Origin of the sequence: Psychrobacter sp. bablab_jr014 (genome assembly GCF_016464015.1) — a bacterium.
Classification (GTDB): Bacteria; Pseudomonadota; Gammaproteobacteria; order Pseudomonadales; family Moraxellaceae; genus Psychrobacter.
The window spans coordinates 131,309-156,681 of record NZ_JACDXT010000019.1 but is presented as its reverse complement, the minus strand read 5'-3'; the positions used below and the strand labels follow the sequence as shown (position 1 = coordinate 156,681).

General features: G+C 47.5%; 23 protein-coding genes. 7 read left to right on the top strand and 16 right to left on the bottom strand.

Annotation, left to right across the window (positions count from 1 at the left end; all coding sequences use genetic code 11):
- The first annotated feature begins 361 nt into the window (after positions 1-361).
- Both JIE71_RS05360 and JIE71_RS05355 read left to right on the top strand, forming a co-directional pair.
- On the top strand, positions 362-670 hold the full coding sequence (locus JIE71_RS05360; protein ID WP_199507704.1) for a YhbY family RNA-binding protein: 309 nt from the start codon (positions 362-364) through the stop codon (positions 668-670).
- Between the two features lie 138 nt (positions 671-808).
- Positions 809-1,501 carry a hypothetical protein gene (locus JIE71_RS05355; RefSeq protein ID WP_199507703.1) on the top strand — a complete coding sequence of 231 codons (693 nt, stop codon included), beginning with the start codon at positions 809-811 and terminating at the stop codon, positions 1,499-1,501.
- A 157-nt stretch (positions 1,502-1,658) separates the two neighbouring features.
- Here JIE71_RS05355 and JIE71_RS05350 read toward each other — a convergent pair whose 3' ends face one another.
- Positions 1,659-2,387, bottom strand: a complete 729-nt coding sequence (locus JIE71_RS05350) for a CHAP domain-containing protein (protein ID WP_199507702.1) — start codon at positions 2,385-2,387, stop codon at positions 1,659-1,661.
- Positions 2,388-2,603: 216 nt separating this feature from the next.
- Here JIE71_RS05350 and JIE71_RS05345 point away from each other — a divergent pair, with 216 nt between their 5' ends.
- Entirely contained in the window at positions 2,604-3,119 is a 516-nt protein-coding gene (locus tag JIE71_RS05345) for a DciA family protein (RefSeq protein ID WP_199507701.1), read from the top strand.
- A 293-nt stretch (positions 3,120-3,412) separates the two neighbouring features.
- Here JIE71_RS05345 and lpxC read toward each other — a convergent pair whose 3' ends face one another.
- The 12 genes from lpxC to JIE71_RS05285 all read right to left on the bottom strand — a co-directional run bounded on the left by lpxC (position 3,413) and on the right by JIE71_RS05285 (position 18,388).
- Positions 3,413-4,324 (bottom strand): UDP-3-O-acyl-N-acetylglucosamine deacetylase, encoded by a 912-nt coding sequence (lpxC, locus tag JIE71_RS05340; RefSeq protein ID WP_199507700.1) that lies wholly within the window; start codon positions 4,322-4,324, stop codon positions 3,413-3,415.
- A 265-nt stretch (positions 4,325-4,589) separates the two neighbouring features.
- Positions 4,590-5,786 carry a cell division protein FtsZ gene (gene ftsZ, locus JIE71_RS05335; RefSeq protein ID WP_199507699.1) on the bottom strand — a complete coding sequence of 399 codons (1,197 nt, stop codon included), beginning with the start codon at positions 5,784-5,786 and terminating at the stop codon, positions 4,590-4,592.
- A 141-nt stretch (positions 5,787-5,927) separates the two neighbouring features.
- Complete coding sequence (gene ftsA / locus JIE71_RS05330; protein WP_199507698.1) at positions 5,928-7,220, bottom strand: cell division protein FtsA; 1,293 nt, start codon at positions 7,218-7,220, stop codon at positions 5,928-5,930.
- 167 nt (positions 7,221-7,387) lie between these two features.
- Positions 7,388-8,056 (bottom strand): cell division protein FtsQ/DivIB, encoded by a 669-nt coding sequence (locus tag JIE71_RS05325; RefSeq protein WP_228284553.1) that lies wholly within the window; start codon positions 8,054-8,056, stop codon positions 7,388-7,390.
- 467 nt (positions 8,057-8,523) lie between these two features.
- Positions 8,524-9,441 (bottom strand): D-alanine--D-alanine ligase, encoded by a 918-nt coding sequence (locus JIE71_RS05320; protein ID WP_323126914.1) that lies wholly within the window; start codon positions 9,439-9,441, stop codon positions 8,524-8,526.
- Positions 9,442-9,579: 138 nt separating this feature from the next.
- Positions 9,580-11,040, bottom strand: a complete 1,461-nt coding sequence (gene murC, locus JIE71_RS05315; RefSeq protein ID WP_199507696.1) for a UDP-N-acetylmuramate--L-alanine ligase — start codon at positions 11,038-11,040, stop codon at positions 9,580-9,582.
- A gap of 70 nt (positions 11,041-11,110) precedes the next feature.
- Complete coding sequence (gene murG, locus JIE71_RS05310; RefSeq protein ID WP_199507695.1) at positions 11,111-12,202, bottom strand: undecaprenyldiphospho-muramoylpentapeptide beta-N-acetylglucosaminyltransferase; 1,092 nt, start codon at positions 12,200-12,202, stop codon at positions 11,111-11,113.
- 227 nt (positions 12,203-12,429) lie between these two features.
- Positions 12,430-13,395 (bottom strand): glutathione synthase, encoded by a 966-nt coding sequence (gene gshB, locus JIE71_RS05305; protein ID WP_199507694.1) that lies wholly within the window; start codon positions 13,393-13,395, stop codon positions 12,430-12,432.
- A gap of 152 nt (positions 13,396-13,547) precedes the next feature.
- Positions 13,548-14,222: an orotate phosphoribosyltransferase gene (pyrE, locus tag JIE71_RS05300; protein WP_199507693.1), complete on the bottom strand. Its 675-nt coding sequence runs from the start codon at positions 14,220-14,222 to the stop codon at positions 13,548-13,550.
- 168 nt (positions 14,223-14,390) lie between these two features.
- Complete coding sequence (locus JIE71_RS05295) at positions 14,391-15,374, bottom strand: hypothetical protein (protein ID WP_199507692.1); 984 nt, start codon at positions 15,372-15,374, stop codon at positions 14,391-14,393.
- Between the two features lie 78 nt (positions 15,375-15,452).
- A complete protein-coding gene (locus JIE71_RS05290) occupies positions 15,453-16,295 on the bottom strand; it encodes an SDR family oxidoreductase (RefSeq protein ID WP_199507690.1) in 843 nt (280 codons plus the stop codon).
- Between the two features lie 83 nt (positions 16,296-16,378).
- A complete protein-coding gene (locus JIE71_RS05285) occupies positions 16,379-18,388 on the bottom strand; it encodes a DUF4105 domain-containing protein (RefSeq protein WP_199507689.1) in 2,010 nt (669 codons plus the stop codon).
- Positions 18,389-18,542: 154 nt separating this feature from the next.
- Here JIE71_RS05285 and ampD point away from each other — a divergent pair, with 154 nt between their 5' ends.
- From ampD to JIE71_RS05270, 3 genes are all read left to right on the top strand, one after another.
- The gene (gene ampD, locus JIE71_RS05280; protein ID WP_199507688.1) at positions 18,543-19,169 is read left to right on the top strand and encodes a 1,6-anhydro-N-acetylmuramyl-L-alanine amidase AmpD; all 627 of its coding nucleotides are present in this window, start codon (positions 18,543-18,545) and stop codon (positions 19,167-19,169) included.
- A gap of 268 nt (positions 19,170-19,437) precedes the next feature.
- A complete protein-coding gene (murJ, locus tag JIE71_RS05275) occupies positions 19,438-20,988 on the top strand; it encodes a murein biosynthesis integral membrane protein MurJ (protein WP_199507687.1) in 1,551 nt (516 codons plus the stop codon).
- Between the two features lie 102 nt (positions 20,989-21,090).
- Positions 21,091-21,732: a hypothetical protein gene (locus JIE71_RS05270; protein WP_199507686.1), complete on the top strand. Its 642-nt coding sequence runs from the start codon at positions 21,091-21,093 to the stop codon at positions 21,730-21,732.
- A 6-nt stretch (positions 21,733-21,738) separates the two neighbouring features.
- On the opposite strand, the gene JIE71_RS05265 is transcribed toward JIE71_RS05270, so the two are convergent.
- On the bottom strand, positions 21,739-22,329 hold the full coding sequence (locus JIE71_RS05265; RefSeq protein ID WP_199507685.1) for a GNAT family N-acetyltransferase: 591 nt from the start codon (positions 22,327-22,329) through the stop codon (positions 21,739-21,741).
- Between the two features lie 135 nt (positions 22,330-22,464).
- On the opposite strand from JIE71_RS05265, the gene ribF reads away from it, so the two are divergent.
- A complete protein-coding gene (ribF, locus tag JIE71_RS05260; RefSeq protein ID WP_199507683.1) occupies positions 22,465-23,496 on the top strand; it encodes a bifunctional riboflavin kinase/FAD synthetase in 1,032 nt (343 codons plus the stop codon).
- Between the two features lie 122 nt (positions 23,497-23,618).
- Here ribF and JIE71_RS05255 read toward each other — a convergent pair whose 3' ends face one another.
- Both JIE71_RS05255 and JIE71_RS05250 read right to left on the bottom strand, forming a co-directional pair.
- The gene (locus JIE71_RS05255) at positions 23,619-23,858 is read right to left on the bottom strand and encodes a DUF2789 family protein (RefSeq protein ID WP_199507682.1); all 240 of its coding nucleotides are present in this window, start codon (positions 23,856-23,858) and stop codon (positions 23,619-23,621) included.
- A gap of 491 nt (positions 23,859-24,349) precedes the next feature.
- Positions 24,350-25,333 (bottom strand): malate dehydrogenase, encoded by a 984-nt coding sequence (locus JIE71_RS05250; protein ID WP_199507681.1) that lies wholly within the window; start codon positions 25,331-25,333, stop codon positions 24,350-24,352.
- Between the last annotated feature and the right edge of the window lie 40 nt (positions 25,334-25,373).

The window sequence follows — 25,373 nt, the reverse complement described above, 5'->3', positions numbered from 1 at the left end:
ATTTTCACAGACCGCTATTGTAGCCTCTACGCCACGTAAATGACGTGTCGTGTATAGATTGTGCACACGTTTTAATAAGCCATTTAAACGCAAATAATATACCGTAATGGATTGCGTCCTTATAGTGCAGTTGCTACACTAGCGCTCTTTTTGCCTACCTCAGCGTCCTGTCTATCAGTAACGCGCCTTTATAGACAATACATGCCTTTTTGTAACATATCTGCTCATATTGCTAAAAAGACAGTGTTAAAATAACGCTAAGGTCTTTGGGCTATTTTATTTTTACTTTGTCGTTGGACGTATGCGCTCAGTGATACATGCTGGCAAGACACCAAACGACGCTGACACGATTAGGATTATTATGGAACTTGATAACGCCACTATCAAACGCTTAAAAGGTATCGGTCACGAGCTAAAACCTGTGGTTATGATTGGTAACAATGGCGTCACCCCTGCCATCATCGAAGAGATTGACCGTGCGTTAAACGACCATGAGTTAATCAAAGTTAAATTACCTGCGGGCAGCAAGCATGACCGCGATATGATTGGTACTGAGCTTGCGACTACTGCCAATGCTTATTTGATTCATAGCATCGGTCGTATGGCGCTACTGTTGCGTCAAAACCCGAACGCCAACCCAAAGCTGTCGAACTTAACTCGCCACGGTTAATGCGTGTGGCAGTACTGGCGCTTCCTCAGTAAGATATATTTCTGCTGCGGTCAGCGCTTTTTTTATGGCTGGCACTTGGGGCTTATCTACTACAGCCCCTAAAAAATTGTATTTAATAAGGCATATAAAAAGACCGCAATGACCCATCAAGTCGCAGACACAGACCGTCAATGGCAATTTTCTTTACAGCTGGCAGCACATGAGCTGGATACTATCGCAGAGACATTACAGACCACTTATGCCGCTTTAGATGCTATACGCATCATCGTAACCGTAACCTTCTCAAATGTGCCTGCTAAATCACTGTCTTTCGATTACCGCATCACAATAAACGACGAAACATTAGCGGCGCATTTAGACTGGCCTGATTGGCATCCTGAGCACGTCCACTTTACCGATTATCTATGGCAAGAAACCTGCCTTGAATGCTTTATTGCACTCAAAAACAGCACTGCCTATATAGAAGTTAACGCCAGTCCCGATGGACGCTATGCGCTGTATCAGTTTGGCGATTATCGTACGCCCAACCACTTACCGCCGACCGCCTTATACAATACCCAAGATAATAAAGCAGCAAGCATTTACTGGCCGTCGTCCTATATAAGCAGCAGTACCGACACAGAAACGACCATCCAGCCAGATTCGCAGGAATATAACCGCCGTTTCAATATCCCTTTAAGTGAGCTGCGTGCGATTGACCCTGACTTTTATCCTGCCTACCTACATCCTTGCGTGATACTCAAACTGGCAGGCATGCATTTGTACTTTGCACCCGTGCACCCTTCTCCACCCGATTTTCACAATAAGGACTATTGGACAGCGCTATCATAAGTACCCCTTACATATCACTTTTGAAAGCTAATCACTCATTAAAAGCACAATGTGTAGACAAAAAAAACCAGCAATCTTAACGTGAAAATTGCTGGGTTTGGAGAAACTGTGGGCAAAAGCGCTAGGCAATATCATTTGCCTATTAAGCAAAGACTGCTTATTTGTCTGCCATCGCAAGATAGATGCCACGATCTGATGCGTCGTCTACGTAACGCGTATCGCGCCATGTGGTGTAGTTATAAACGCCGCTGTATGGGCTGATGCTGTTTTGACGGAAGTCAGAAATCCAATGCGTACCGTCAAAGATTTGAATGTGGCCATGAGGGTGCTTTGCGCTGCGGTCATAAACAACCACGTCACCGACTTGTGGCTCACTGTCATTGCTGATTTTGCTAAAGCCTGCATTTGCCAAAGTGCCACGAGTAGCATACTGATAGGCAGATGGATTTGGTGTGAAATCATAGCCTGCAAACTGTAATGCTTTACGCACGTAGCGTGCACACCAGCCTGAGCTGCTTGATAATGCCACGCTTGAGGCGCGAGAAGCCGCAATAGCGGGTGCTGAGCCGCTGCTTGGTACCGAAGCACGCGCTTGTTGGCGCTTTTCGTATGACAGCTGACTGGTCAATGAGGCCAGCTCATACTCTTTTTGTTTGGCATGAGCACTTAGATTGTCGATAGCTTGACTGATTTCGTCGTTGCTAAAAACATGTGCGCCGCTACTGGTACTATAAATATTCTTACTTGAGCCATAATTGGCGCTAATCGTACGGTTAGTCACCGTGTTGATAGAAGCATTATTTGGTTGGTAGTAGACTTCTGCTGCACCACTCGTTTGTGCCACGCCCATGCCTAATACCGAAAAAAGAAATAAAGCTCGTTTCATAAAGTTGCTACCTATTGTTAATACAAGAGTGCCTGTCATCCTTAACAGTGCATCAAATCATTTAGAAGAGCATGGTATGCCAATCATGCTACACTCTTCATATCAGCAAACGTGCAACGGTCTATGACCTCATATCCGTAATGATCGTTTGCCGCACCTCTTATCTTAAATGGATTTTTGAACCGTACCTTTATCATCACGGGGATGACACCTACGATGTCAAAAAAACAGCCCAATCGGCTCGCTCAGCTTATTGAACATCAAGCCTTTGCTGGTAGTGCTCTACCCAGTAGTCTAACCCATGACCTACATCGGTTGATTACGGCTACTGATGAAATAAAGCATCTATTGGCAGAGTGTCTGCCAGAAGAAATCCTGTCTACCTGCTGGGTTGTGGGGCTCACTGATACTGAGCTTACGCTCAGTGTCTGCTCCGTAACGGCTGCCAACCATATGCGCTATTTACAAAAGGCATATCTAGAACTCTTGACCAATCAATCACTTACGTTTCGACAACTCAAAGAACTGCGTGTCGTAGTAGTGGACAATTGCGCCAATAAGGTTGCTCAGTCGTCCCAGTCTTCTCGACCAGATGTGTTTAAAAATACTAACAAAGCCAATGTAAATCAGGCCCTTAGCCAAAACACAAAGCGGACTATAGCACAGGCAGCCGAGCATGTCACCACCGACCAAAAACTCAAAAATGCACTTTTACGCTTAATTAATGACTGATTTTTTGGCGTTTACTTTGTAACTTTATGTAAAAAATAACTTTACAGCTTTGTAAATGATGATAATTATTCTCAAAATTAATATAAAAAAAATACCCAAACTTTTTACTTCATCTTGAAGATAAAAGTTTGGGTATTTCTAAAAAATAGTATAAGAACCCATCAATAGAGCTGATCAGCGCTTTTTGCAACTCATAGGCTGTATTTTTTTATCTAACAACAAATAGGCTGACGCTCTAAAATGTAATATTGCGTAAGTGTTACGAAACAGCCTGTATAATCCTGTACTTTTCCTTAGACGATTACGTCATTCACACGTAAATAGTCGATAGGCGCAGTTACGTTGTCATCAAATGTTACAATTTCAAAATTATTTTCATCAGAAAGTACTTCACGTACTAGTAAATTGTTTAAAGCATGACCCGATTTGTACGCGTTAAAACGACCCAAGATAGGATGTCCAATCAAATACAAATCACCAAGTGCATCTAAAATTTTATGACGCACAAATTCATCCACAAAACGCAGACCTTCTGCATTCAATACTTGCATATCATCGATAACAATCGCGTTTTCCATGCTTCCGCCGCGTGCTAAGTTATTTTGGCGCATCATTTCGATATCTTTAACAAAGCCAAAAGTACGGGCACTACACAGTCCCTCTATAAAGTTTTGTGAGGAAAGACTAAATTGTGCATGCTGCTGCTCTTTATCAAAAGCAGGATGATCAAAGTCAATCTCAAAGTTTAATTCAAAACCATCATACGGACGCAGTTCTGCCCATTTATCATCAATTTTGACGCGTACAGGACGAACGACTTTCAAGAACTTCTTTGCCTTTTCTTGTTCGCAGATACCTGCATCGAGCAAAATATCGACGAACGGTGCAGCACTACCATCCATAATGGGAATCTCGGCAGAAGATACTCGAATCAATAAGTTATCAATACCAAGGCCTGCAATAGCGCTGAGTAAATGCTCAACCGTACCGATACGCACATCATCTAAAACCAAGTTAGAAGACATCAAAGTGTCCTGCACCAAAAAGGCATCTGCTGGTACAGGCGCTGAGCCAATGAGGTCCGAGCGTTCAAAGACAATACCCGTATCTGTCGGCTGCGGGTAAAACGCAAGATGCACAGGTTCACCGCTGTGCAAACCTATACCTGTAACGGCAATCGCTGCTTGAATAGTACGTTGATTCATTACTGCGCTCCCACATAATTTGTTACAATTGGCCTAGTGTACCATTAGCACACCCCCATCGGCTATAGGTAAAAAACATCATTTTTTTTATCTTATTGATTAATATTGCTTATCATGCGGTAGATATATTCAATATTTTGTTGCACATTGTGTCTTGAATCCAATAAACACATGGCCTTAACGGTGAGCGACTATATGTGTGCAATGCAAAAATAAAAAAAGACCGACGCTTTAGCATCGGTCTTTTTTTGTATGACTGCTCGGTCTATTTGTTCTGCTGACGCTTTAAATAGTCCTGAATACTGTTGGTTCTAGTTTGTGGCTGCTCTTGATTGGTACTTGGACGCACTGTATTTTCTTGATACAGCTGAGTTTGTTGACGCTTTTGGCTATTTAAAGCGCTAGTATGCACATTTGGATCAACAGACTGTGTGCTGTTAGCCGATGGTATGGCTTGTGGTGCTACGGGCTCAGGCTCGATATCTTCATTTAGTGTCAGACCCGTTGCAATCACAGTGACGTGTAGATCATCCCCCATTTGCTCATCAATCACTGAGCCGTAGAAAATGTGTGCATCATCAATATCGGTGATGTCGTCCACAATTTCACTGATTTTGCTAAACTCATCCAGCGATAGCGACTCAGATGAGATAACGTTAACCAGCAGACCTTTTGCGTTTTCAAGACGTAGGTCATCAAGTAGCGGTGAGCGAATGGCTTTTTCAGTTGCCTGACGCGCACGATCATCACCACTGGCACGACCGATACCCATCATTGCATGACCTTTAGCCGTCATTGCCGTGCGCACGTCGTTAAAGTCAATGTTGATCATACCTTCGCTAGCGATGGTCTCAGCAATACCTTGTACCGCGTGCAGTAGGACATCGTCTGCCTTTTTGAACGCGTCCTTCATTGAGATATTACCGTATACACTCATCAACTTATCGTTTGGAATCGTGATGATAGAGTCTACAAAGTTAGACAGCTGATCGATACCTGCTTGAGCCGCTTTAACGCGCTTACCGCCTTCAAAACGGAATGGCGTGGTCACAACCGCTACCGTTAGGATTTCCATTTCTTTAGCAATGCGCGCAACTACGGGTGCAGCACCTGTACCTGTACCACCGCCCATGCCTGCGGTAATGAACACCATGTCTGAATTTTTTAAGAGACCACGGATGGCTTCTTCTTCACTCTCAGCAGCCTCACGACCAACCTCTGGATTTGCTCCAGCGCCAAGGCCACGGTTGGTTTTCGCACCCAGTTGTAGCTTGTGCGGCGTTGATAGACGATCTAGCGCTTGTTTATCGGTATTGGCACAGACGAACGTCACGCCTTTGATACCTTGTTGTACCATGTGCTCTACCGCATTACCACCGCCACCGCCAACACCAAATACGGTAAAGTGCGCTTGACCGTTGCTTTGACCTTGGTTGTCATCTGACATGTTGTACTTTAGCATAAAAAAAATTCTCCAGTTGCATAGCAAAATGAGGCATCTAAGTCAGCACTCATATTTAGGCTATCGACTTACTAACTAATATAAAGGGGTATCCATAAAATTCGGCGCAGCTTTGCTCATTCCGTGGTTCATAGCGGTTGATTATAGTATCTTTTTCAGCACATTACCAAAGCTCTGACGCATCCCTTTAAATAAACTCAAAGAGCCTGCATGAGCGATGGCTTCAGGCTCACTTTGCTCACTATTACGAAACTGCTCGCTTTGACTGTACAACAACGCGCCAAAGGCGGTTTGATATTCACGGTTATGGATACTGCTGTCCAATGCTTTAACAATATCCTCATCATCAGTACTGTTATCAGCGGTAATGTGAGGGTGCGTATTGGTCATGACGACAGGCATTTTTAACAATTTTTTGGCAAAAGGAATCATACCTTTGATGCTACTGCCGCCGCCTGTCAACACCATGCCACGATCGATATAACCCAGCAGTCCTGCCTCATGTAACTGGCGTACCACTTCAGTAAAGATATGAATATAACGGGCTTCGATAATCTGTGCCAGACCGTACATATGAATGTTTAAGGGCTCACTGGTGCCTTGCGGCTTAAATTTAAAAAAGTGCCCTGGGTCGATACTATTCACATCGACAGTGCCATGCAGTTTTTTTAGTTTTTCTGCCTCAATCATAGAAATGCCCATATCCGCCGATATGTCCATCGTCACTTCATGGCTACCGCTCGGTATGCAGCAGGTGAATATGATCTTGTTTTCTTTATAGACGCAGATACTGGTGGTGCTGGCGCCGATGTCCACGAGGCACACGCCCTGTTGACGCTCCTCTAACATCAGGCTGTATTCAGCACTTGTCACTGCATCGAAGACCACATGGTCAATACCAACATCACAGCTTTGCAAAAGCTTTTGAATATTTTGACGCGTGGCAACAGGCACCATCATCATGTGATACATGACAGTGATGTCATCGGCAACGATTTCGATAGCATTATCAACCATGTGATCATGGTCATTAATATAGATACCTTGCTGACAGCAATGCATTAAATAATAATCAGAAGGTAGGTCGGCTTTTTTGGCCACACTTAATGCATTGACCATGTCTTGAGCATGTACGCTGTCTTCTTGAATGGCAACACTGCCTGCACTATTAGTACTGACAAGCTCAGGCGTTGCAAAACTTAGCCAAACGCTGTGCACACGGCAGTTGGCCATGTCTTCTGCTTCTTGAATCGCTTGTTTAATCGCGCTTTGTAAACGCTCACGATGCTTGATTTGACCTTGATAAAAGTCGTTGTTTTTAACGTGTCCTGTCCCAATGATGCGTATGTCTTTGGCAGACATCACACGACCAATGACTACTTGTACCGCGGTAGCACTTAGATGAACAACAACCAAATTTTCAGTATTTTTCATGGTAACAAATAAATTATCGCTGAATAAAACGCCTAAAACGCTTTATTAAATCGTTAAAAACATACGTTACAAAGCCATGGCATACATACTCAATTAAAGTATGTACTTATTTTTTTGTACGATTCCCTGTGGGTATGCCTATCTCCCACCGTACGGCTGTCGTTCGCTTAAGATGCTGCGGTGCTGTGCCAAGTGATTGCAAAACCATTCTTATAACGCAAGTCAACAGACTGTATTTCAGCGCGGCGATCTTTAAGCTGATGATTTAAAGCATCACGCAGTGCTATCAGTTTTTGCGCCGTACTTTCGTTATCCACGATGACACGAAGACCTGTATCAAAGCGTACCACCCACGTCATACGCGGCGTCAAAATAATATCTGCCACATGCATGTCAAGCGGCTCATACCATTCATTAATTTGTTGCATCTCTTGCATGATGACTGGCCCTTTGTCCGTCTCACCTTGCAAAGTGACATAATTGGCATTAACAAGCTCACGACCATCAGCAGGGACGAATACTGCCCCTTTTGCGTCAATCAAGCGCTCAGTACCAAAGTGAGCGATGGCTTTTTTTGGTAGCGCAGTGATGACGATACCTTGTTGCCAGTCACGAGTAACGCTGACTTCATCTACCCAAGACAAACGCAAAATTTTGTCTTGTATGGCTTGTAGATCCGTACTAAAAAAGCTGCCAACGTGCTGCTGCTGAATGCTCTGTTGTAAAACCGCATATTCTGCGGCATTCAAGGTTGAAGCATCGATATGCAAATCTGCTGGTGGTGCTTCTTGTAAACGCTTACTGCCCATAAAGACAATAAGTAATAAAAGCAGCATAAGCAAACCAATAAAAATATATTTAATGGTAGAGCCTGAAAGCGCTTGCGGCATTTTATATTTTCGGGGTGGTGACCTCATTAAGTCAGTTACCTCGTTGACAGTTTGAGTCATGTTACTAAAAACCCCTTTGTTCACAGAATCAATAGTAATTATAATAAAAAAACATAAGTTTATTATTACGATCTACTATTGATACAGCAGTGCATCATCCATAAGCGTTTATTAATTTTGATATTTTTGACTATACATACGTATGTTTTAAATCCTAAATCATAGTGCCATAGCCGAATCATTGTTGCAATATTAACGTATTTTAGTAATAAACAATAGCGCCTGCTTTGTATCAAGAGATTACATTACATAAGTTTACATAAAAATTGATATGACTTACTTTCTTATTAATGCAGTACATTCATACCTTATCAAATTCATATTTAAGGCTTTAAAACAATCAAATAAAATCATTACTGAACCGTTTGTGCCAAAATATGCCAGCACAAGCTTTCAAAGTCCATGCCACGTGCTTTTGCTGCCATTGGTACAAGGCTATGGCTGGTCATTCCTGGAACAGTGTTGACTTCTAGCAACCAAAAGTTACCTTGCTGATCCTGCATGGCGTCAATACGTCCCCAGCCTTTAGCATCAACAGCACGAAACGCAGCAAGGCTTAGTGCTTGCAGGTGTTGCTCTTCGCTGTCACTAAGGCCGCAGGGAATGTAATAGCTGGTGTCATTGCGATTGTATTTGGCTTCAAAATCATAGAAATTGGTAATGTCCGCAGGCTCTAAGCGAATGACAGGATAGGCTTCATCATCGATAATGACGATGGTAAATTCACGCCCTGTAATCCAGCGCTCTGCCATCACTTCATCGCCGCAGGCAGCTGCCGTTTGATAAGCCAGCGGCAGCTCGTCCAAATGATTGACCTTGGTCATGCCAATGCTTGAGCCTTCATGTACAGGTTTTACAATCAGCGGTAAGCCAAGCGTGTTGACCACTTGCTGCCAATCGGTATCTGCAGTGAGTAAAGAAAATGGCGCGGTTGATAAACCGCAGCCTTGCCACAACTGCTTGGTGCGCACCTTATCCATACCAAGGGCTGAGGCAAGTACGCCTGAGCCTGTTTGTGGAATATTCAACCACTGCAAAATACCTTGGAGCAACCCATCTTCACCGCCGCGACCGTGCAATATGTTAAACACGCGATCATAGTTTGCAAGCTCAGTGATGGCTTGCTCTTTTGGATCGAATTGCACTGCATCGACGCCACGACTTTTTAGCGCTTTTAGTACCGCAGCACCACTATTTAAGGACACGCTACGCTCATTACTGTCACCACCACAGACCACCGCCACACGACCAAAGACACTGGCGTCAGTCACATGACTGCTAGGCGCTTTTTGAGTCGTCATAGGCTGGGCGGCTTGGTTGCTGGTCGCAGTATCGCTCGAAGAAGATTGGCTCATAAGACACATCCAAAATAATGGCAAAAAAGAGTTAAATAAAAGCGTTAAGTGTGATTACTTTAAGTACAAATTGTTTTCTGCAAGCTCAATGGCGATTTGACCCACATTGCCTGCGCCTTGGGTAATCAGCAAATCACCGCCTTGAAGCAAGCGCTGCATGGCAGGTGCAATGTTGTTTTTATCAATGATGGTCGGCTCAACCGTGCCGCGCAGACGAATGCTGCGTGCCAGCGCTTTGGTGTCCGCACCAACGATGGGCGCCTCACCTGCGGCGTAGACGTCGAGCATCAACAGCTCATCCACAGTCGATAATACTTCGACAAAATCATCAAAACAATCACGGGTACGGCTATAGCGGTGCGGCTGGAACAACATGACCAGACGACGGTCAGGGAAGCTTTGGCGCGCCGCTTTAATGGTCGCATCCACTTCTTTTGGATGATGACCATAGTCATCAATCAACAAGACATCGCCTTCTTCATGCTCAACGCAGGCTTGCTGCTCAAAACGGCGACCCACGCCTGCGAATTTTTGTAGCGCACGCTTAATCGCTTCATCATCTACGCCTTCATCGGTCGCCATGGTTACGGCGGCAAGCGCGTTGTAGACGTTGTGAATACCTGGAATATTTAGGGTCAGTTGTAATGGGTCGCGGTCACGGCGCAGTACGGTAAAGTGGGTCTTCGTACCGTCGCTGACCACATCGACCGCTTGTACATCGTTGTACGGCTCAAGACCAAAGGTCAACACGGGACGCGAGATGTCATCAATCATCGCGTACAGCTCAGGGTCGTCACCGCAAATAACGGCAAGACCATAAAACGGCATATTATGCAAAAACTGAATGTACGCCGCTTTTAATTTATCAAAGCTGTTTTCATACGTTTCCATATGGTCTTGGTCGATATTGGTAATAATCGCCGCCATGGGATGTAGTGATAAAAACGACGCGTCCGACTCGTCTGCCTCTGCCACCAAAAAGCGGCTGCTACCGAGCGCGGCATTTTTGCCCGACGCATTTAAGCGCCCACCGATGACGTACGTGGGATCCAGCTCGCCTTCGGCAAGCATAGTGGTCAACAGACTGGTAGTGGTCGTCTTACCATGCGCGCCCGCCACTGCGATACCATGACGATAGCGCATCAGCTCACCGAGCATGTCCGCACGGCGCACCACAGGCAAGCGCGCTTTTAGGGCGGCGGTCACTTCAGGGTTGCTGCGGTCAATGGCAGAGGACACTACGATCACATCAGCATCAGCGATATTTTTTGAATCATGACCAATAAAAATCTCAATACCAATGCTTTTTAGGCGCTTGGTCACCGCACTGTCAGCAATGTCCGAGCCACTCACCTGATAGCCTTGATTACACATTACCTCAGCGATGCCGCACATGCCTGAGCCGCCAATACCCACAAAGTGTAGATGCTGGATACGGCGCATTTCAGGAATTTCAATCAGGCGTTTTGGTAATTCATTAGGCTGAGCGGTGTCGCGTAGCTGGGTGGGTGACATAATGAGTTCTCTATAATCAATAAGTAAAATAAAAAGGGTGCCGTTAAGCTAAGACAGTGACCATTAGCATTTACTGCGTCAACTGTTGCCAAAGAATATCAGCAACGTGGGTGCTGGCATTGCGGTTGGCTAAGGCATGACCCTTTTGCGCCATATCCAGACAGCGATTACGATCAAGTGTTTCTAAGGTGTCGCTTAAGCGCTCTGCCGTCAGCTCCGATTGCGGCATCAGTATCGCAGCGCCATGCTCGGTAAGCGTGCGCGCATTGGCGGTCTGATGGTCGTCAACGGCGTGCGGTAGCGGCACAAAAATCGCGGCAATACCGACGTTTTGAATTTCGGTTACGGTCAACGCGCCTGCACGGCACACGACCACATCCGCCCAGTTATAGGCATCTGCCATATCGCGGATAAACGGCTGCACGGTGACTTCGTGCTGGGGAATATTCACGTCTGCATACGCCGCCTCGGTGGCCGCTTCGTTATTGCGTCCGCACTGGTGCCTGACGGCAACGGGCGTTGACATATTGGCTAAGGTTTTGGGCATCGTGGTGTTTAGCACCTGCGCGCCAAGCGAGCCGCCAACCACCAAAACACGTAGCGGGCTGGTATCATGCACATCGTAGCGCGTCGCGGGTGCAGCAACGCCTGTGATGTTTTGGCGTACAGGATTGCCAACGGTGGTTAGCTTGGCCTGTAGTGATGGCTCACGAAACGTCTTATCAAAGGCTTGTAGCACTTGGCTTGCCATTTTTGCCAAATAGCGGTTGCTCATACCTGCGATGGCATTTTGTTCATGGATAATTAGCGGCGTGCCCGTCATACGCGCTGCGATGCCACCTGGCGCACTGACGTAACCACCAAAACCAACCACCATATCAATCTGATTGCTGCGGATAACCTTTATGGCTGCCATCGTTGCAGACAACAAAGTTGTCGGTAACTTTAGTAATCGCCCGAACCCTTTACCACGTAAGCCCTGCATATTAATAGCATGAAACGGATAGCCTGTTGGCTTGACCAAATCATTTTCCATCCCGTTTGGCGTACCAAGCCAATGTACAACCGCGCCGCGTTGGGTCAAGACTTCAGCGACTGCCAGCGCAGGAAAGACGTGTCCACCTGTGCCAGCAGCCATCATTAATATGTGCGGTGTTTTCATAAACGCGTGCCTATATTGTCTTATCAAGGTGAAGGGGCTTTATATACCATCAAGGAAGGCCTCACCATACATCGTCCTTGAAAAAACGTGCATAGTATAGAGTAAAGTCTGAGCAGATACACCGTGTTTTGTACACGGTTTGTACCTTTATTTTTCAGTGTTTGAGCGCCTATCACAGCGCCCATGGCTCTATCATTGCACGTCAGTGTTCTTTGTCTTTTTCAGGTTTAAAAACGCGACTCTATCGCCACCATTAATTGGGTGGCAATGTCGGTGCCGCACTGGTCATCAATCTCGCGCACACAGGTTGGACTGGTGACATTGATCTCGGTAATGCGTCCGCCGATTAAATCCAGACCCACGAACATCAAGCCTTTTTCTTTGACGATCGGCGCGACCACTTCCGCCACTTTACGCTCGGCATCACTGATCGGCATCGCTACACCGCGTCCGCCTGCGGCAAGGTTACCACGCGTCTCACCATCGCTTGGGATACGTGCTAAGCAGTATTCAACCACGTCGCCATCGACAATTAAGACACGCTTATCGCCTTCTTTAATCTCAGGCAAATAGCGCTGTGCCATAATCGGCAAGGTCTCAAGCTCAGTCAGCATCTCAAGAGTTGCACCAATATTGTGGCTGTCCGCTTGCAAACGGAAAATGCCTGTGCCGCCCATACCGTCCAACGGCTTGACGATAACGTCTTGATGCTCTTTGATAAACTTGCGGATGTGCGCCTGACGACTGGTGACGATGGTCGGGCTCATATGCTCGCTAAACCATGTGGCAAACAGCTTTTCATTACAATCACGGATGGCGCTTGGGTCATTGACCACCAGTACGCCTGCCGCTTTAGCGTGGTCTAGTAAATAGGTCGCGTAAATAAAGCGCATATCAAATGGCGGGTCTTTACGCATCAAGATCACATCAAAGCCTGTGATGGCTTCGGTCTTTTGCGCTGACAATTCATAAAACTTATCAGGATTGCGCGCAACGCTCACGTCCTGCGCGTCCACCATCAATTGCCCTTTATCCAGCCACAAATCATGAATCTGACAGTAACTGAGCGTGTGCCCGCGCTCGGCTGCCGCCCACATCATCGCAAGGGTGGTGTCTTTTTTATAATTGACCCGTTCAATCGGATCCATCACGACCAAAATACGTAATGCGGTGGGAATAGCTGCTTGAGTCATAAGGCGCTCACTTGGTTATTGGACATTGGGCATCAGCGTGTTTTATCTGTTTTTATCTATAGTAATGCTGCGCCAATGTGCGATGATTGAGGGTGCGACGCCGCTCATGACCAGCGGACATATCGCACGATAAAGAATAAAAATTGTAAAAATTATACGCCATATTGCGTACGGTAATGCTGCATTTTTGCAAGCTGCTCGGCATCTTGATAAGGACTGTTATCAGACGCTAAATAGCCGATGATATCATCCATATCCACGAGCGCCTGTACAGGCACATCAAGGGTCGCGGCAAGCTCCTGAATGGCTGACTGCTCAGCTTGACCTTTTTCTTTACGGTCGAGCGCGACTAAAATACCTGCAACGGTCGCGCCTGCGTTCGATAGGATATCGACCACTTCACGCATCGCCGTGCCAGCGGTGATGACGTCATCTAAAATCCATACCGCACGTCCTGAGACGTCCGCGCCGACTAGGTTACCGCCCTCGCCGTGAGTTTTAACTTCTTTACGGTTGTAGCCCCATTTGGCATTGATGCCGTGATTGAGCCATAGCGCCTGTGCGGTCGCTGCCACAAACGGAATGCCTTTGTATGCCGCGCCAAAGATGACCAGCTCGTCTTGATTGGCCTCTTTCATTTGCGCTGCTAAGGCGTCGGCATAACCGCTTGCCAATACTGAGAGCATCTCGCCTGTTGCCAAGAGTCCTGCGTTAAAAAAATACGGGCTGATACGTCCTGACTTTAAAACAAACTCACCGAACTTGAGCACTTGATTGTCCAGTGCCAGTTCAATAAATTGATGGGCTGAAAATGCGGCGGTTTGCATAACGGTTTCCTTAAAAGCAAGTCAAAAAATCTAACGACAAATAAGCCGTTATTGTACGCATTATTATAAGAGCAATAAACGCTTAGCATGACTAAACTTATTATTTTTAACGTCGAATCGCCTAAAAAATAGTCGCTGTCAGTGCCATGGTCGAATGCTCAACACGCCCTAGCTTGACCAACCATTGATGTAATAGTCAGTGATATTGGCATAACGCGCCAGCAAACTACAGCGTGAGGAGAGATTAAAATAACACTGTCCGTCATCCTGAAACTGAATATCAAAGCCCAAGTAATGCGCCGCAACAATAATATGTCCTGTAAATAGACGTATTTGGCGATAGGTGGCACGCTGCGCGGGTGTCAATACGGTTTGGCTAAGCAAATAGCTGCGCACATACTGGCAAATGTCGTCCGCGCTGTAGCTGTGGTTGATGCTTTGGCGCTTGGGGCATGAGGTTAATGCATGTACCGCCACGCTGCACGCCAAAATATCGGTCGCAAGGCTGCCCGCCCCCGTATCAAAGTCCTGTGGCTGCAAGATGACCTGCCAATCTTCCGCATAGTCGCTACTTATCAGCTCATCCTTATCGTAGCGGCGCACCAGCGCACGTAAACTCGCCGCTTGCGGATCAGCTTGACTTTTTGACTTATTTTTTAATTGGGTTTTGGTTTTTGTCTTGTTGTGGTTTTCTGTGACCATGCCATAACGGGTCAGCGCGGGATAAGCGCGCAGAGTCTTTTGGATGTCTGCCATGTCAAGCAGCGGCATATCGGTCAATGAGGGCAACAGCGGATAGCTGCTGTGATTGTGATAAAAGCTGTCAGGCAATACTATCAACCCGCCCGCCTGCAACAATGCCAGATGCTCAGCAAACGGCTGTGACGCCATCAGTTGCCATTTTGACAAAGTATTGCTGTCGGTCTGATGCAAGGTGTGCCGCTGTCCATATAAGCGGCGCAGTTGCTGATTGACGCGGCGCGCAGGCTCTGGAATGTCAGTTAACGGGCGGGCAGGATTGAGCGGGGTCTTATCGGGGTCAAAATTTGGATGACTGATAGCAAAAGGCGTGCTCGATGTGTCACGCGTAGTGGCATGGCGCATCGGCACAGCACCAGACACGTCCTGAGGTGGCTCATGTGGCTCGGTCATCCTTTCTCCATTTTTCATTTTACATTGTTACTTTACAAACATAGGGACGCGCCCTAACACATATACTTTTTAAACATGTTATTGCTGTTGATAGCTGGCTAAAATCGCTTGATACCCCATTTGCCAATCAGGGTATCGAAGCCACGTCAAAGGAATATTGCTGTGCAGTCGCTTACCCGTTACCGCACCCGCTCTATTCACGCTAGGCATATCGGTGTCCAGCTGCTCGCTTAGCCAACGCATCAAATCTTGAGTTGTGACGGGCGCGTAATCGGTGGCGATGTATAACGGCTCGGGCGTCTCCATCGTTAATACATTCACAATAATTTGCACAAGGTCGCTGTCCATAATGCGGTTCGTCCAGTGAGGATCGTCAATGCTGGCAGCACTGCCCTTTTCTGCTTGGCGCAAGCGCATCAGGCGCGTTTTGCCATAGATGCCACTTGGGCGAATGATGCTAAGACGCGCCGCAAATGCTGATTGCAACACCTGCTCCGCCTGATAAATCACTTGCGAAGCGGCACGCGTGGGCGTGGTCGGCACCGTGTCTTTGTCTATCCACTCGCCGCTGTCTTGACCGTACACGCCTGTTGAAGAAATAAACACCATGCGCTGCAGTTTGGGCAACTGCGCAGCAAGCGTGGCAAGGTGCTCAGCAATCGCCAAATAGCTGTCTTGATAGCCTGATTCAGAGTACGCATCAGGGGTGACAATAATAGCAATGTGACTAAACGGTGCAAGCTGCTCGGCGGTCAATGTGCGCGCATCGTGCTGCATAAAGTCCGCATTCGCTGCCAAATCATACGTATTACGCTCGCGCCGCGCCAGCCCTGTCACAGGGTGCCCGTCTGCTGCCAGTTGGTTGGTCACCTCAAGGCCAATCGCTCCTTGTCCGATGATGAGCCAGCGCGCTTCGGTCATAGTCTTGCCTTTTATTGTCTTATTTTATCTTTAATTTATAGCGTTTAATTTTAAATTTTTAAGCGATGAATAGTCCCCGCTGTTTAAAAATAACGGCGGTACGACAGCTGGACATCATCGCCTTTTTCAATGCGCTCTTGCCACTCATAGTTGGCTTCTAGGCGTATGGCGTTTTTGGCGTCAATGTCGTATTGCACGCCGAGCATGGTAATCGGTTGCCAGTAATGCCCACGATAACCCGCCGCGTCGCTGTTGCCATGATACCAATACGGCAGCTGCAATTGGGCTTGTGCGCGTAACCGATTGTTAATCTGATAGTCGCAGCCCAGATGCACCCCTGCACCCACGCGATAGCCTTTACTGATGCCGCGACCGACCTGCCCTGTTGCAGATGCTAAGCCATAGCACAGCTGCGGCGGCATCTCGCCTGTACCCGCGCGCGGCGTGCCAAACGCCCATGATACCCCGCGCTCATAACCAAGGCTACCAACCAGATGGTCGCGCCCTTCTGGGTCAGCGCCATCATTGACCCGCGTCGCTTGAATGTTAATGCCCCAGCTGCTACCTGCATGACTGGTATTTAAGGGATTAAACGAGCGCCCGCGAATCAAGGTCGCCTGCTGCAACTCAACACGGTCATTGTCTCTATCAGTGTCTGTTTCGTTAAAACGCACGCGCGCCTCTAGCCCGCCCAAGTCAAAGAACTGCGGAAAGCCCGACGCCTTATCCAAGCGGTCGTGATAGCCTGCGCGAATGCCCACTTCGGTATAGCTGTCACCACCTGCCTGCCCCACGCCGATACTGGCCATTTGTAGCGGGTGGCGGGTCAAGGGATTGTTGTCTGAGGCGACCAAGGTATCATCGGGCAATAGCGTCTGAACATCATCAGCATTGATGGCCTTATTCAGCATATCTTTGTCTAGCGGTACATCATTTTCGGTGGCTTTATTTTGTAAGGCTTGGCGGCGGGTGGCAGCAGATGGTGTGTACGATTGATCGTCAAGCAACTGATAGTCTTGCAATAAAGTAATGACCTCGGCAGGCACGACCGCATACGGTAGCTGCTGGAGCAAGGTATTCTGAGGGCGCACCACGTCAATAAGACGAAGTATCTCCGAGGCACAGTTGTCGGTAGTAAAATAATATGGCAGCGCCAAATCCTTGGTTTCCCACACGTGGTACATGATTTGCTCGACCTCAGCAGGCGTCAATGCCAAGCGGTATGTCCATACGTCACGCTCATCATCGTGAACGTATTTTGCCAATTTTTCAGAATAGGGGTCAATCTCAATCACGTTGTTATAAATGCCCGAGATGGATTTAATGGCATAAATGACAAAGCTGTCCGCCGCGTCGCCATCAACGGTATCATTGAGCGCATAGGCGTGCCGGATATTGTGCTCAGGAGTGCCTGTGGTTTGTGAGTCAATACGCAGCAAGGTATGGGCAAAGGCAGACATCGGATTGTCCAGATACTCCTCGGCAAACATCACCGACAGCTGTTTTGCGGCCAGTTTGTCCGTCCAGTTGTCTAACTTTTTGCAGTGGACAGAGATATAAACATCATCCAATCCCAGCTCAGCGCTTAGCCAGCGGGCGCGCGCAGGAAAACGGCATAGCGCGTCATCATCAGGCAAGGTGATTGGCGTACGCGTATTCTGAATCTTTGGATAGTGCGCCGCAATGGCGACCAATAGCGCGTCCATTTCTGCTGCTGGATTATGTTGCCCATCTTGGGTTAAATAAAAGCTGGCCTTGTCTACAGCACTTTCTTTTGCTTTTTTTGCTGCGATATCGCCCTTGTCCACAAAGTACAATAAACGCCGCCATGTAGTGCGCTCATATAAGCGCTGCTCACGTACTTGCGCGCGCCATGTGGCAAGCTCAGCGCTGACAGGTTGTGCGCTCATATCGGTCGTGGCAGTATTAGAAGTAGTAGCAGCGGCGCTGATACTCGTAGGCGCGAGGCTGTCTGTGTCCACGTTTGCCTTTGCATTATACAAAGGAATACTGACTGCACTGATGGCAAGAACAAAAGACAAGCGTGTGTACCGAGATACAGACGGGACAAATAAAGGGGTAATCAGGCGCATAGCATCATCCTTGTCAGTCTCATTTGCCCATACTTTGGCAGCAATCAATCATAACCGTGGCGGCAGTCGGTAGCAACGCAAAGACAAACTGACTGTACGTATATGAATCATTTGCGCTACAATCCGCAGTCTGCTGTTGGTTGTTGAGGTTTTTATGTCCCATTCTGTATCCTATGATGAATCCTCATCATATCGTACTATGACGGTCTGTAGAGGCCGTTTATCTGACGCCACATGGCTGCACTCACCCAATCAAAACACCCGTCCTGACACGTGTGATATTGATACAGTGGTCATCCATAATATCAGCTTACCGCCCAATGAATTTGGTCAATGTGACGCGTCAGGTCAACATTATGTCAAAGCCTTGTTTACCAATTGCTTAGACTGGGACGCGCATCCGTATTTCCAGACCATCAAAGGCGCTGAGGTGTCCGCGCATCTATTCATCGAGCGCGATGGCAGCATCACCCAGTTTGTGGACTTTGAAGCGCGAGCATGGCACGCAGGCAAGTCCAGCTATTTGGGCCGCCCTGATTGTAATAATTATAGCATTGGCATTGAGCTTGAAGGTTCAGATTTTGTGCCATTTACAGAGGCACAATACGAAGCCTTGGCGCAGTGTCTCGCCGCCATTCATCACGCCTATCCTAAGACGCGCCAGCACTTGACAGGCCACAGCGATATTGCGCCCAACCGCAAGACCGACCCTGGCGAGCATTTTGATTGGGTACGCATACGTGCGCGGGTAGCGCAGCTGATGACGCAGGCGGCGGTTTAGCTTTTAGCGGCATCTTGCTCAGTCGCTATGTAGCAGATTAACTCAATTCAGAATACATAACGCACCTAACCTATCAAAGAGAACCGTCTATAAATGCTTTGTAAAAATTGACATGATGCGTTTCCACAGATGCTCCATTTATCATTCGATTGAAAATGCTATAATCCCTGCGTTTTTTCCTCCACTCATATCATCCGTGCTCACGATCTGCTCGACAGCTGCGCAGCTCGTGACCACTGATTTTTGCAAATTAGCTCAATAGGTTCTCATGGCAAAAAGTCGATTGTTTCGTTCCACGATGGTGGTCAGCAGCATGACCATGTTGTCACGTATTTTAGGTCTGGTGCGTGATGTGGTGCTGCTCAGTGTGTTTGGGGCAGGCGGGCTGATGGATGCCTTTTTGGTGGCCTTTAAAATCCCCAACTTTTTGCGGCGTCTGTTTGCCGAAGGCGCGTTTAGCCAAGCGTTCGTGCCTGTATTGTCCGAATATAAAGAAAAATATACTCTGCAAGAAGTACAGATTTTAATCAGTCGCACCTCAGGCGCGTTGATGCTTATCTTATCCATGCTGACCGTGGTGGTGATACTCATCGCCCCATGGGTGGTTACCTTGTTCGCGCCAGGCTTTGCTGACCAGCCTGATAAGTTTGCCGTCACCACTGACTTACTGCGCTTGACCTTTCCATATTTGTTGTTTATTTCCATGACCGCATTTGCCAGCGGCATTTTGCAAAGTTACGGGCGCTTTGCCGCGCCTGCCTTTGCACCTGTACTCATGAACCTATGTATGATTGGCGCCGCGCTGATTTTTGCGCCGATGTTTGACACGCCGATTATGTCGCTCGGTTACGCCGTCGCCCTCTCAGGCTTGCTCCAGCTGTTATTACAACTGCCGCAAATGTGGCAACAAAAGCTGTTGGTCGCGCCCAAGATTGATTTTAAACATGAAGGCGTCAAGCGCATTTTAAATCTCATGCTGCCTGCGATTTTTGGCGTATCGGTCACGCAGATTAATTTATTGTTAAATACCGTGTTCGCCTCGCTCATGATTGGCGGCTCGGTATCGTGGCTGTATGCTGCCGAGCGTATGAGTGAGTTGCCACTGGGGCTGATTGGTGTGGCGATTGGTACGGTGATTTTGCCCAGCCTGTCAGCGAGTGAAGCCAAAAAAGATGACGTGACCTTTAAAAAGACCATCGACTGGGCAGCGCGTTTGATTGTGCTCGTCGGCTTGCCAGCCGCGGCGGCGCTGTTTGTTTTGTCAGACACGCTCATGCAAGCGCTGTTTTTACGCGGTGAATTTACCTTACGGGACGCCGACATGAGCGCCCTTGCCTTACAAAGTATGGCAGGCGGCATCTTGGGCTTTATGCTGATTAAAATCTTTGCCCCTGCGTTTTTTGCCCGTCAAGACACGCGCACCCCTGTCAAAATCGGCATCATGTCGGTGTTTGCTAATATGATTTTTAGCGTCTTATTTATCGGTATTTTTTACTTATTGGGCAAGCCTTTACACGGCGGTTTGGCGCTCGCCACGACAGGCGCGTCCTTTGTTAACGCAGGTCTGCTGTACTACTTTTTACATCAGCGCGGCATTTTCCGTTTTGGCGCGCACTGGAAAAAGCTGTTTGCTCAATTTGTTATCTCAACTTTGGCAATGGTCGGCGCATTGCTTGTGGCCGTTCCATACTTTCCTACCCACGCCTCACAGTGGGAGCGTGTGGGCGCATTGATACTGCTGTGCGCTTTGGGCGCGGTGGTATATGGGGCAGTACTGCTTGCATCAGGTTTCCGCCCGCGTCAGCTTAAACACGGTTAGGCGCTTTACCAAACCCATACGGGCGCTCGCAATAGTTGCACTGCCCAGTTTGTTTATTCTTGCCATAATGGTCCTCATTCAAGATTGATTGAGGACTTTTTTATGCAAAACTTATCTAAGCGTTTTTCTGCCATTATGCTCGGTACGGCTCTCAGTGCTGCATTAGTCAGTGGCTGTAGCAATGCCGAGGACAAAGAAGTAGAAACGACTGAGGGTCCTGACATGACTGTCGAGAAAACTGATGCCGAAAATACAGCCTCTCAAACTTCTATGGATGAAGCATCTACAGATATGGCAGCCACGGCAAATACCACAACAGATACAGCAGCTACCAGTACAGACAGCACCGACTCAGAACTGTCTGAAGTGATGGTCGATACGGGCAACAGCAGCGCCGCAAACAATCAAAAAAGCATCGTGACCAACGCCACCTCTGCGGGCACGCCTGCTGATACCGTCAAAAAAGCCTTGAACGCCACGTATCATGGCAATGTCGATGCAGCGGCAGCCTACTATCAAGTGGATATCGCGGACTTTAAACAAGAACTTGCAGACACACAAATGGCATTTCAGCAGACCGTCGATAGCATTACGTTGACCAATACCACTTACAATGATGCCAAAACAGAAGCCACCGTTGATGGTGAGCTGATGTTAAAAGGACAAACCAAGCCTGTGCCCGCGACTTATACACTAAAAAAAGTGGATAGCGAATGGAAGATATTTGAAAATGGTAAAGGCTAATCAGCGTTAAGGCGTTGATGGTAAATCTGGCGTCGATGTGGACAACGAAAGCCCTAACATCAGCACGTCGGCATAAAAACCGTCCATATCACAAACGCTCGGCATATGGCCCCATTGACGAAAGCCGAGCTTATTAAACAGCTTAATGCTTGGGTCATTATGACCAAAAATAAGCGCAACCACGTGTTGAATGTTCAAACTTGGCGCTTGCTCTAGCATCCAACTGACCAGCGCCGCCCCGATGCCTTTTTTTTGGGCATCTGTATGAATATAGACGCTAATCTCGCTGCTGATGTGGTAGGCTGGGCGCGCGTATAAATCGCTAAAGCTGCCCCAAGCGACAATTTTGCCTGCTGCGTCACACAGCACATAAATGGGACGCTGCGTATTATTATAATGCGCATCAAACCACGCTTGACGCTGCGCAACAGTCACGGGCAACAAGTCGGCGGTGGCACGCTTGCTGGCAATGCTTTGATTATAAATGGCGGTAATGGCAGGCAAATCATCAGGACACGCCAAACGCACATCATAATCTAAAAGGCGCGCAAGCACGGTGGTAGATGGGCTGGTTGATACAAAATCAGATGCAGTCATACGAAATACGCCATAGCTGGGTGCAGGTGATGTTAGGCTGTCCATTTTACTTTATAATAACGCACAATAAACCCTCTTTCGTCGATCAAAGCGGAGATATGCGCCACGCTTTTTTCTCATCATAGCTGCACATTTATGAATACCTACTTTTTAGAGCAACTGATTACCCCTTCTCATCCGCACCAGCTGCCGCCATGCGTGTTGACCATCGGTAACTTTGATGGCGTACATTTGGGGCATCAGCAGATGCTGGCACAGGTACAAGAGCAAGCAAAGCAAATGCAGCTGACCTCGGCGGTGATGATATTTGAGCCACAGCCGCGTGAATTTTTTACGCCCGAGCGTGCTCCTGCACGCCTCACCAACTTAGCCGAAAAACAAGCCTTGCTCGCAGAGTATGGCGTAGAGACTTTAATTATCGCAGGCTTTGACGCGGAGTTTCGAGCGCTAAGTGCCAAAGCGTTCGCTGACATTTTGGCAGACAAACTCAATGTACGCGCATTGGTGCTTGGCGATGATTTTCACTTTGGCCATGACCGCACAGGTGACAGTCAGTTTTTACGCGACTACGGCTTACAGGTGACCAACCTGCACACCGTCATGGATGCCAGTGTCACGCCTGAGCGTATTAGCTCAACGCGGGTGCGTAAGCTGTTGCTGGCAGGTGATATTGAGGCTGCCAACACACTGTTAGGACGTGATTATGCCATCACAGGTACGGTCATTCATGGTGACAAGATTGGGCGTCAGCTGAATTTCCCAACCGCCAATATTGAGCTGTCTCGCATCAAACCTGCTTTGCATGGCATTTTTGCGGTGGATGTGGTGCGCTTGGATGATAAAGGCGGCGTGATTACTGACGGCTTTGCCCCATTGGTACAAAACGCTCAAATGGGTTTGACAGGTTTGCGCGCACACAGTTTATTTGGCACTGCCAATATCGGCCTACGCCCATCGGTCAATAACGAAAAAGAGTGGCGGCTTGAAGTGCATTTTCCCAAGCTCAATGCCAATCTCTACGGCGAGCGTCTACAAGTGCGCTTTTTGCACTTTTTGCATGGCGAAAAAAAATATGCAGGATTGGACGCATTAAAAGCAGGCATTCAAGACGATGTAGAAAAGTTACTTGTGTGGCGCGAAAGGGTGCTTGTCAGCCGTTTGGATTAAGACGCCCTGCTTTATTATCCATACCAACAGTAAGCGAAAAACTAGCAGACATAAAAAAGCCACCGTCACTAGGATATAGTGACGGCGGCTTTTTCAACAACCGCAGTACGGTTAATCAAGTCTTATGCATCAGGATGCAAACGCACATTTAACTCATCAATGGTAGGCGCCCATGCTGCATCTTGACGCCATTCTTCTTGTAAAAACATGCGCTGCTTGTCACTCCAAATATGCGCATCGACCAGCTTTTCCTCTTTCGCCAGTTGATTATCTGCAATAAAAGCTTCAATCGCTTCATCTGAGCTGTCTAGCCCAAGCTGAGCAAACAAATCATTCATGCTGTATTCTGGTTCACCTAACATCTTACACTCCTTCGCTTTCTTAATCATTGCCGTTATTGTCTGTCTTACTATAGCAAAGCCCAAATAAAACTGATATAGAATCAAGAACACGCTCGATTAAATGCTATTTTCCTTGCTTGCTGTGACTTCGTCTCCAGAGGCTGCGAAAAATAGCCTTTAATCTTGCTGTATCATTTTTAAATTGACTTGACTATATTTTATGTTTCTCATCGTTGTCTTGTTTTGCGTCATCCGTACCCTGCTTAGCTTGCATCTGCTAAAACTAAGCAGCATTCGCGTTTGACACTGTTTTTTATTTTAGTGTAGCAAGTTTTTCATTTTAAACCGTTATCGCTTGTTAACGTTTGTGTGCAAGTGTTCGCTCGGCATCGAAAATTGAATCAATAACTCATTCTTCAGTAGTACAAATCAGAATTTTATTCAAAAAAAAGCCCTTTATAAAAAGGGCTTTTGTCAGTCAAACAGCTTTGCTTATCATCGAGCAACATTGCTTAGGGTAGCAAGTGGGCTACTGCGTCACGCTCTTCGCTCAGCTCTTGCTCAGTGGCTTTCATTTTCTCTTGTGAGAAGTCTGATGACACGTCAACGCCGTCAACGATTTTCCAATCGCCATTGCTGCATGTGCATGGGAATGAGTAAATCAAACCTTCCGCAATGCCGTATTCACCATTTGAGTACACGCCCATAGAGACCCAATCGTTCTCATCAGAGCCAAGTGCCCATGTACGCATGTGTGCGATAGCCGCATTGGCAGCCGAAGCAGCAGATGATGCGCCACGTGCTTTGATGATTGCTGCGCCGCGTTGCTGTACACTTGGGATGTAGGTGTTTTCGTACCAGTCGCGCTCAATCAAATCAAGCGCAGGCTTGCCATTTACGGTACAAGCGGTCAGGTCTGGATACTGGGTTGATGAGTGGTTGCCCCAGATGGTCATGTGCTTAACGTCGTTAACAGTGCTGTTCGTTTGCTCAGCAAGCTGGGCAATCGCACGGTTGTGGTCAAGACGCGTCATGGCCGTAAAGTTACGTGGGTCTAGATCTGGTGCGTTACGCTGGGCGATTAGGGCATTGGTGTTGGCTGGGTTGCCCACGACCAATACTTTAACGTCGCGGCTTGCCACGTCATTTAGTGCTTTGCCTTGTGCTGAGAAAATCGCAGCGTTGGCTTCTAGCAAATCTTTACGCTCCATGCCAGGACCACGAGGACGTGCGCCTACCAAAAGCGCGTAGTCTGCGTCTTTAAAAGCAACAGTGGCGTCATCAGTCTGTACCACACCTGCAAGTAATGGGAATGCACAGTCTTCTAATTCCATAACGACCCCTTTTAGGGCGTCAAGTGCTGGCGTGATTTCTAGCAACTGCAAGATAACGGGCTGGTCTTTGCCTAGCATCTCACCAGATGCGATACGAAATAACATGGCATAGCTGATATTACCAGCGGCGCCAGTCACGGCAACACGTAAAGGCTGTTTCATACAATACTCCCTCGTTTGTTATTAGATAATGCAAGTCATT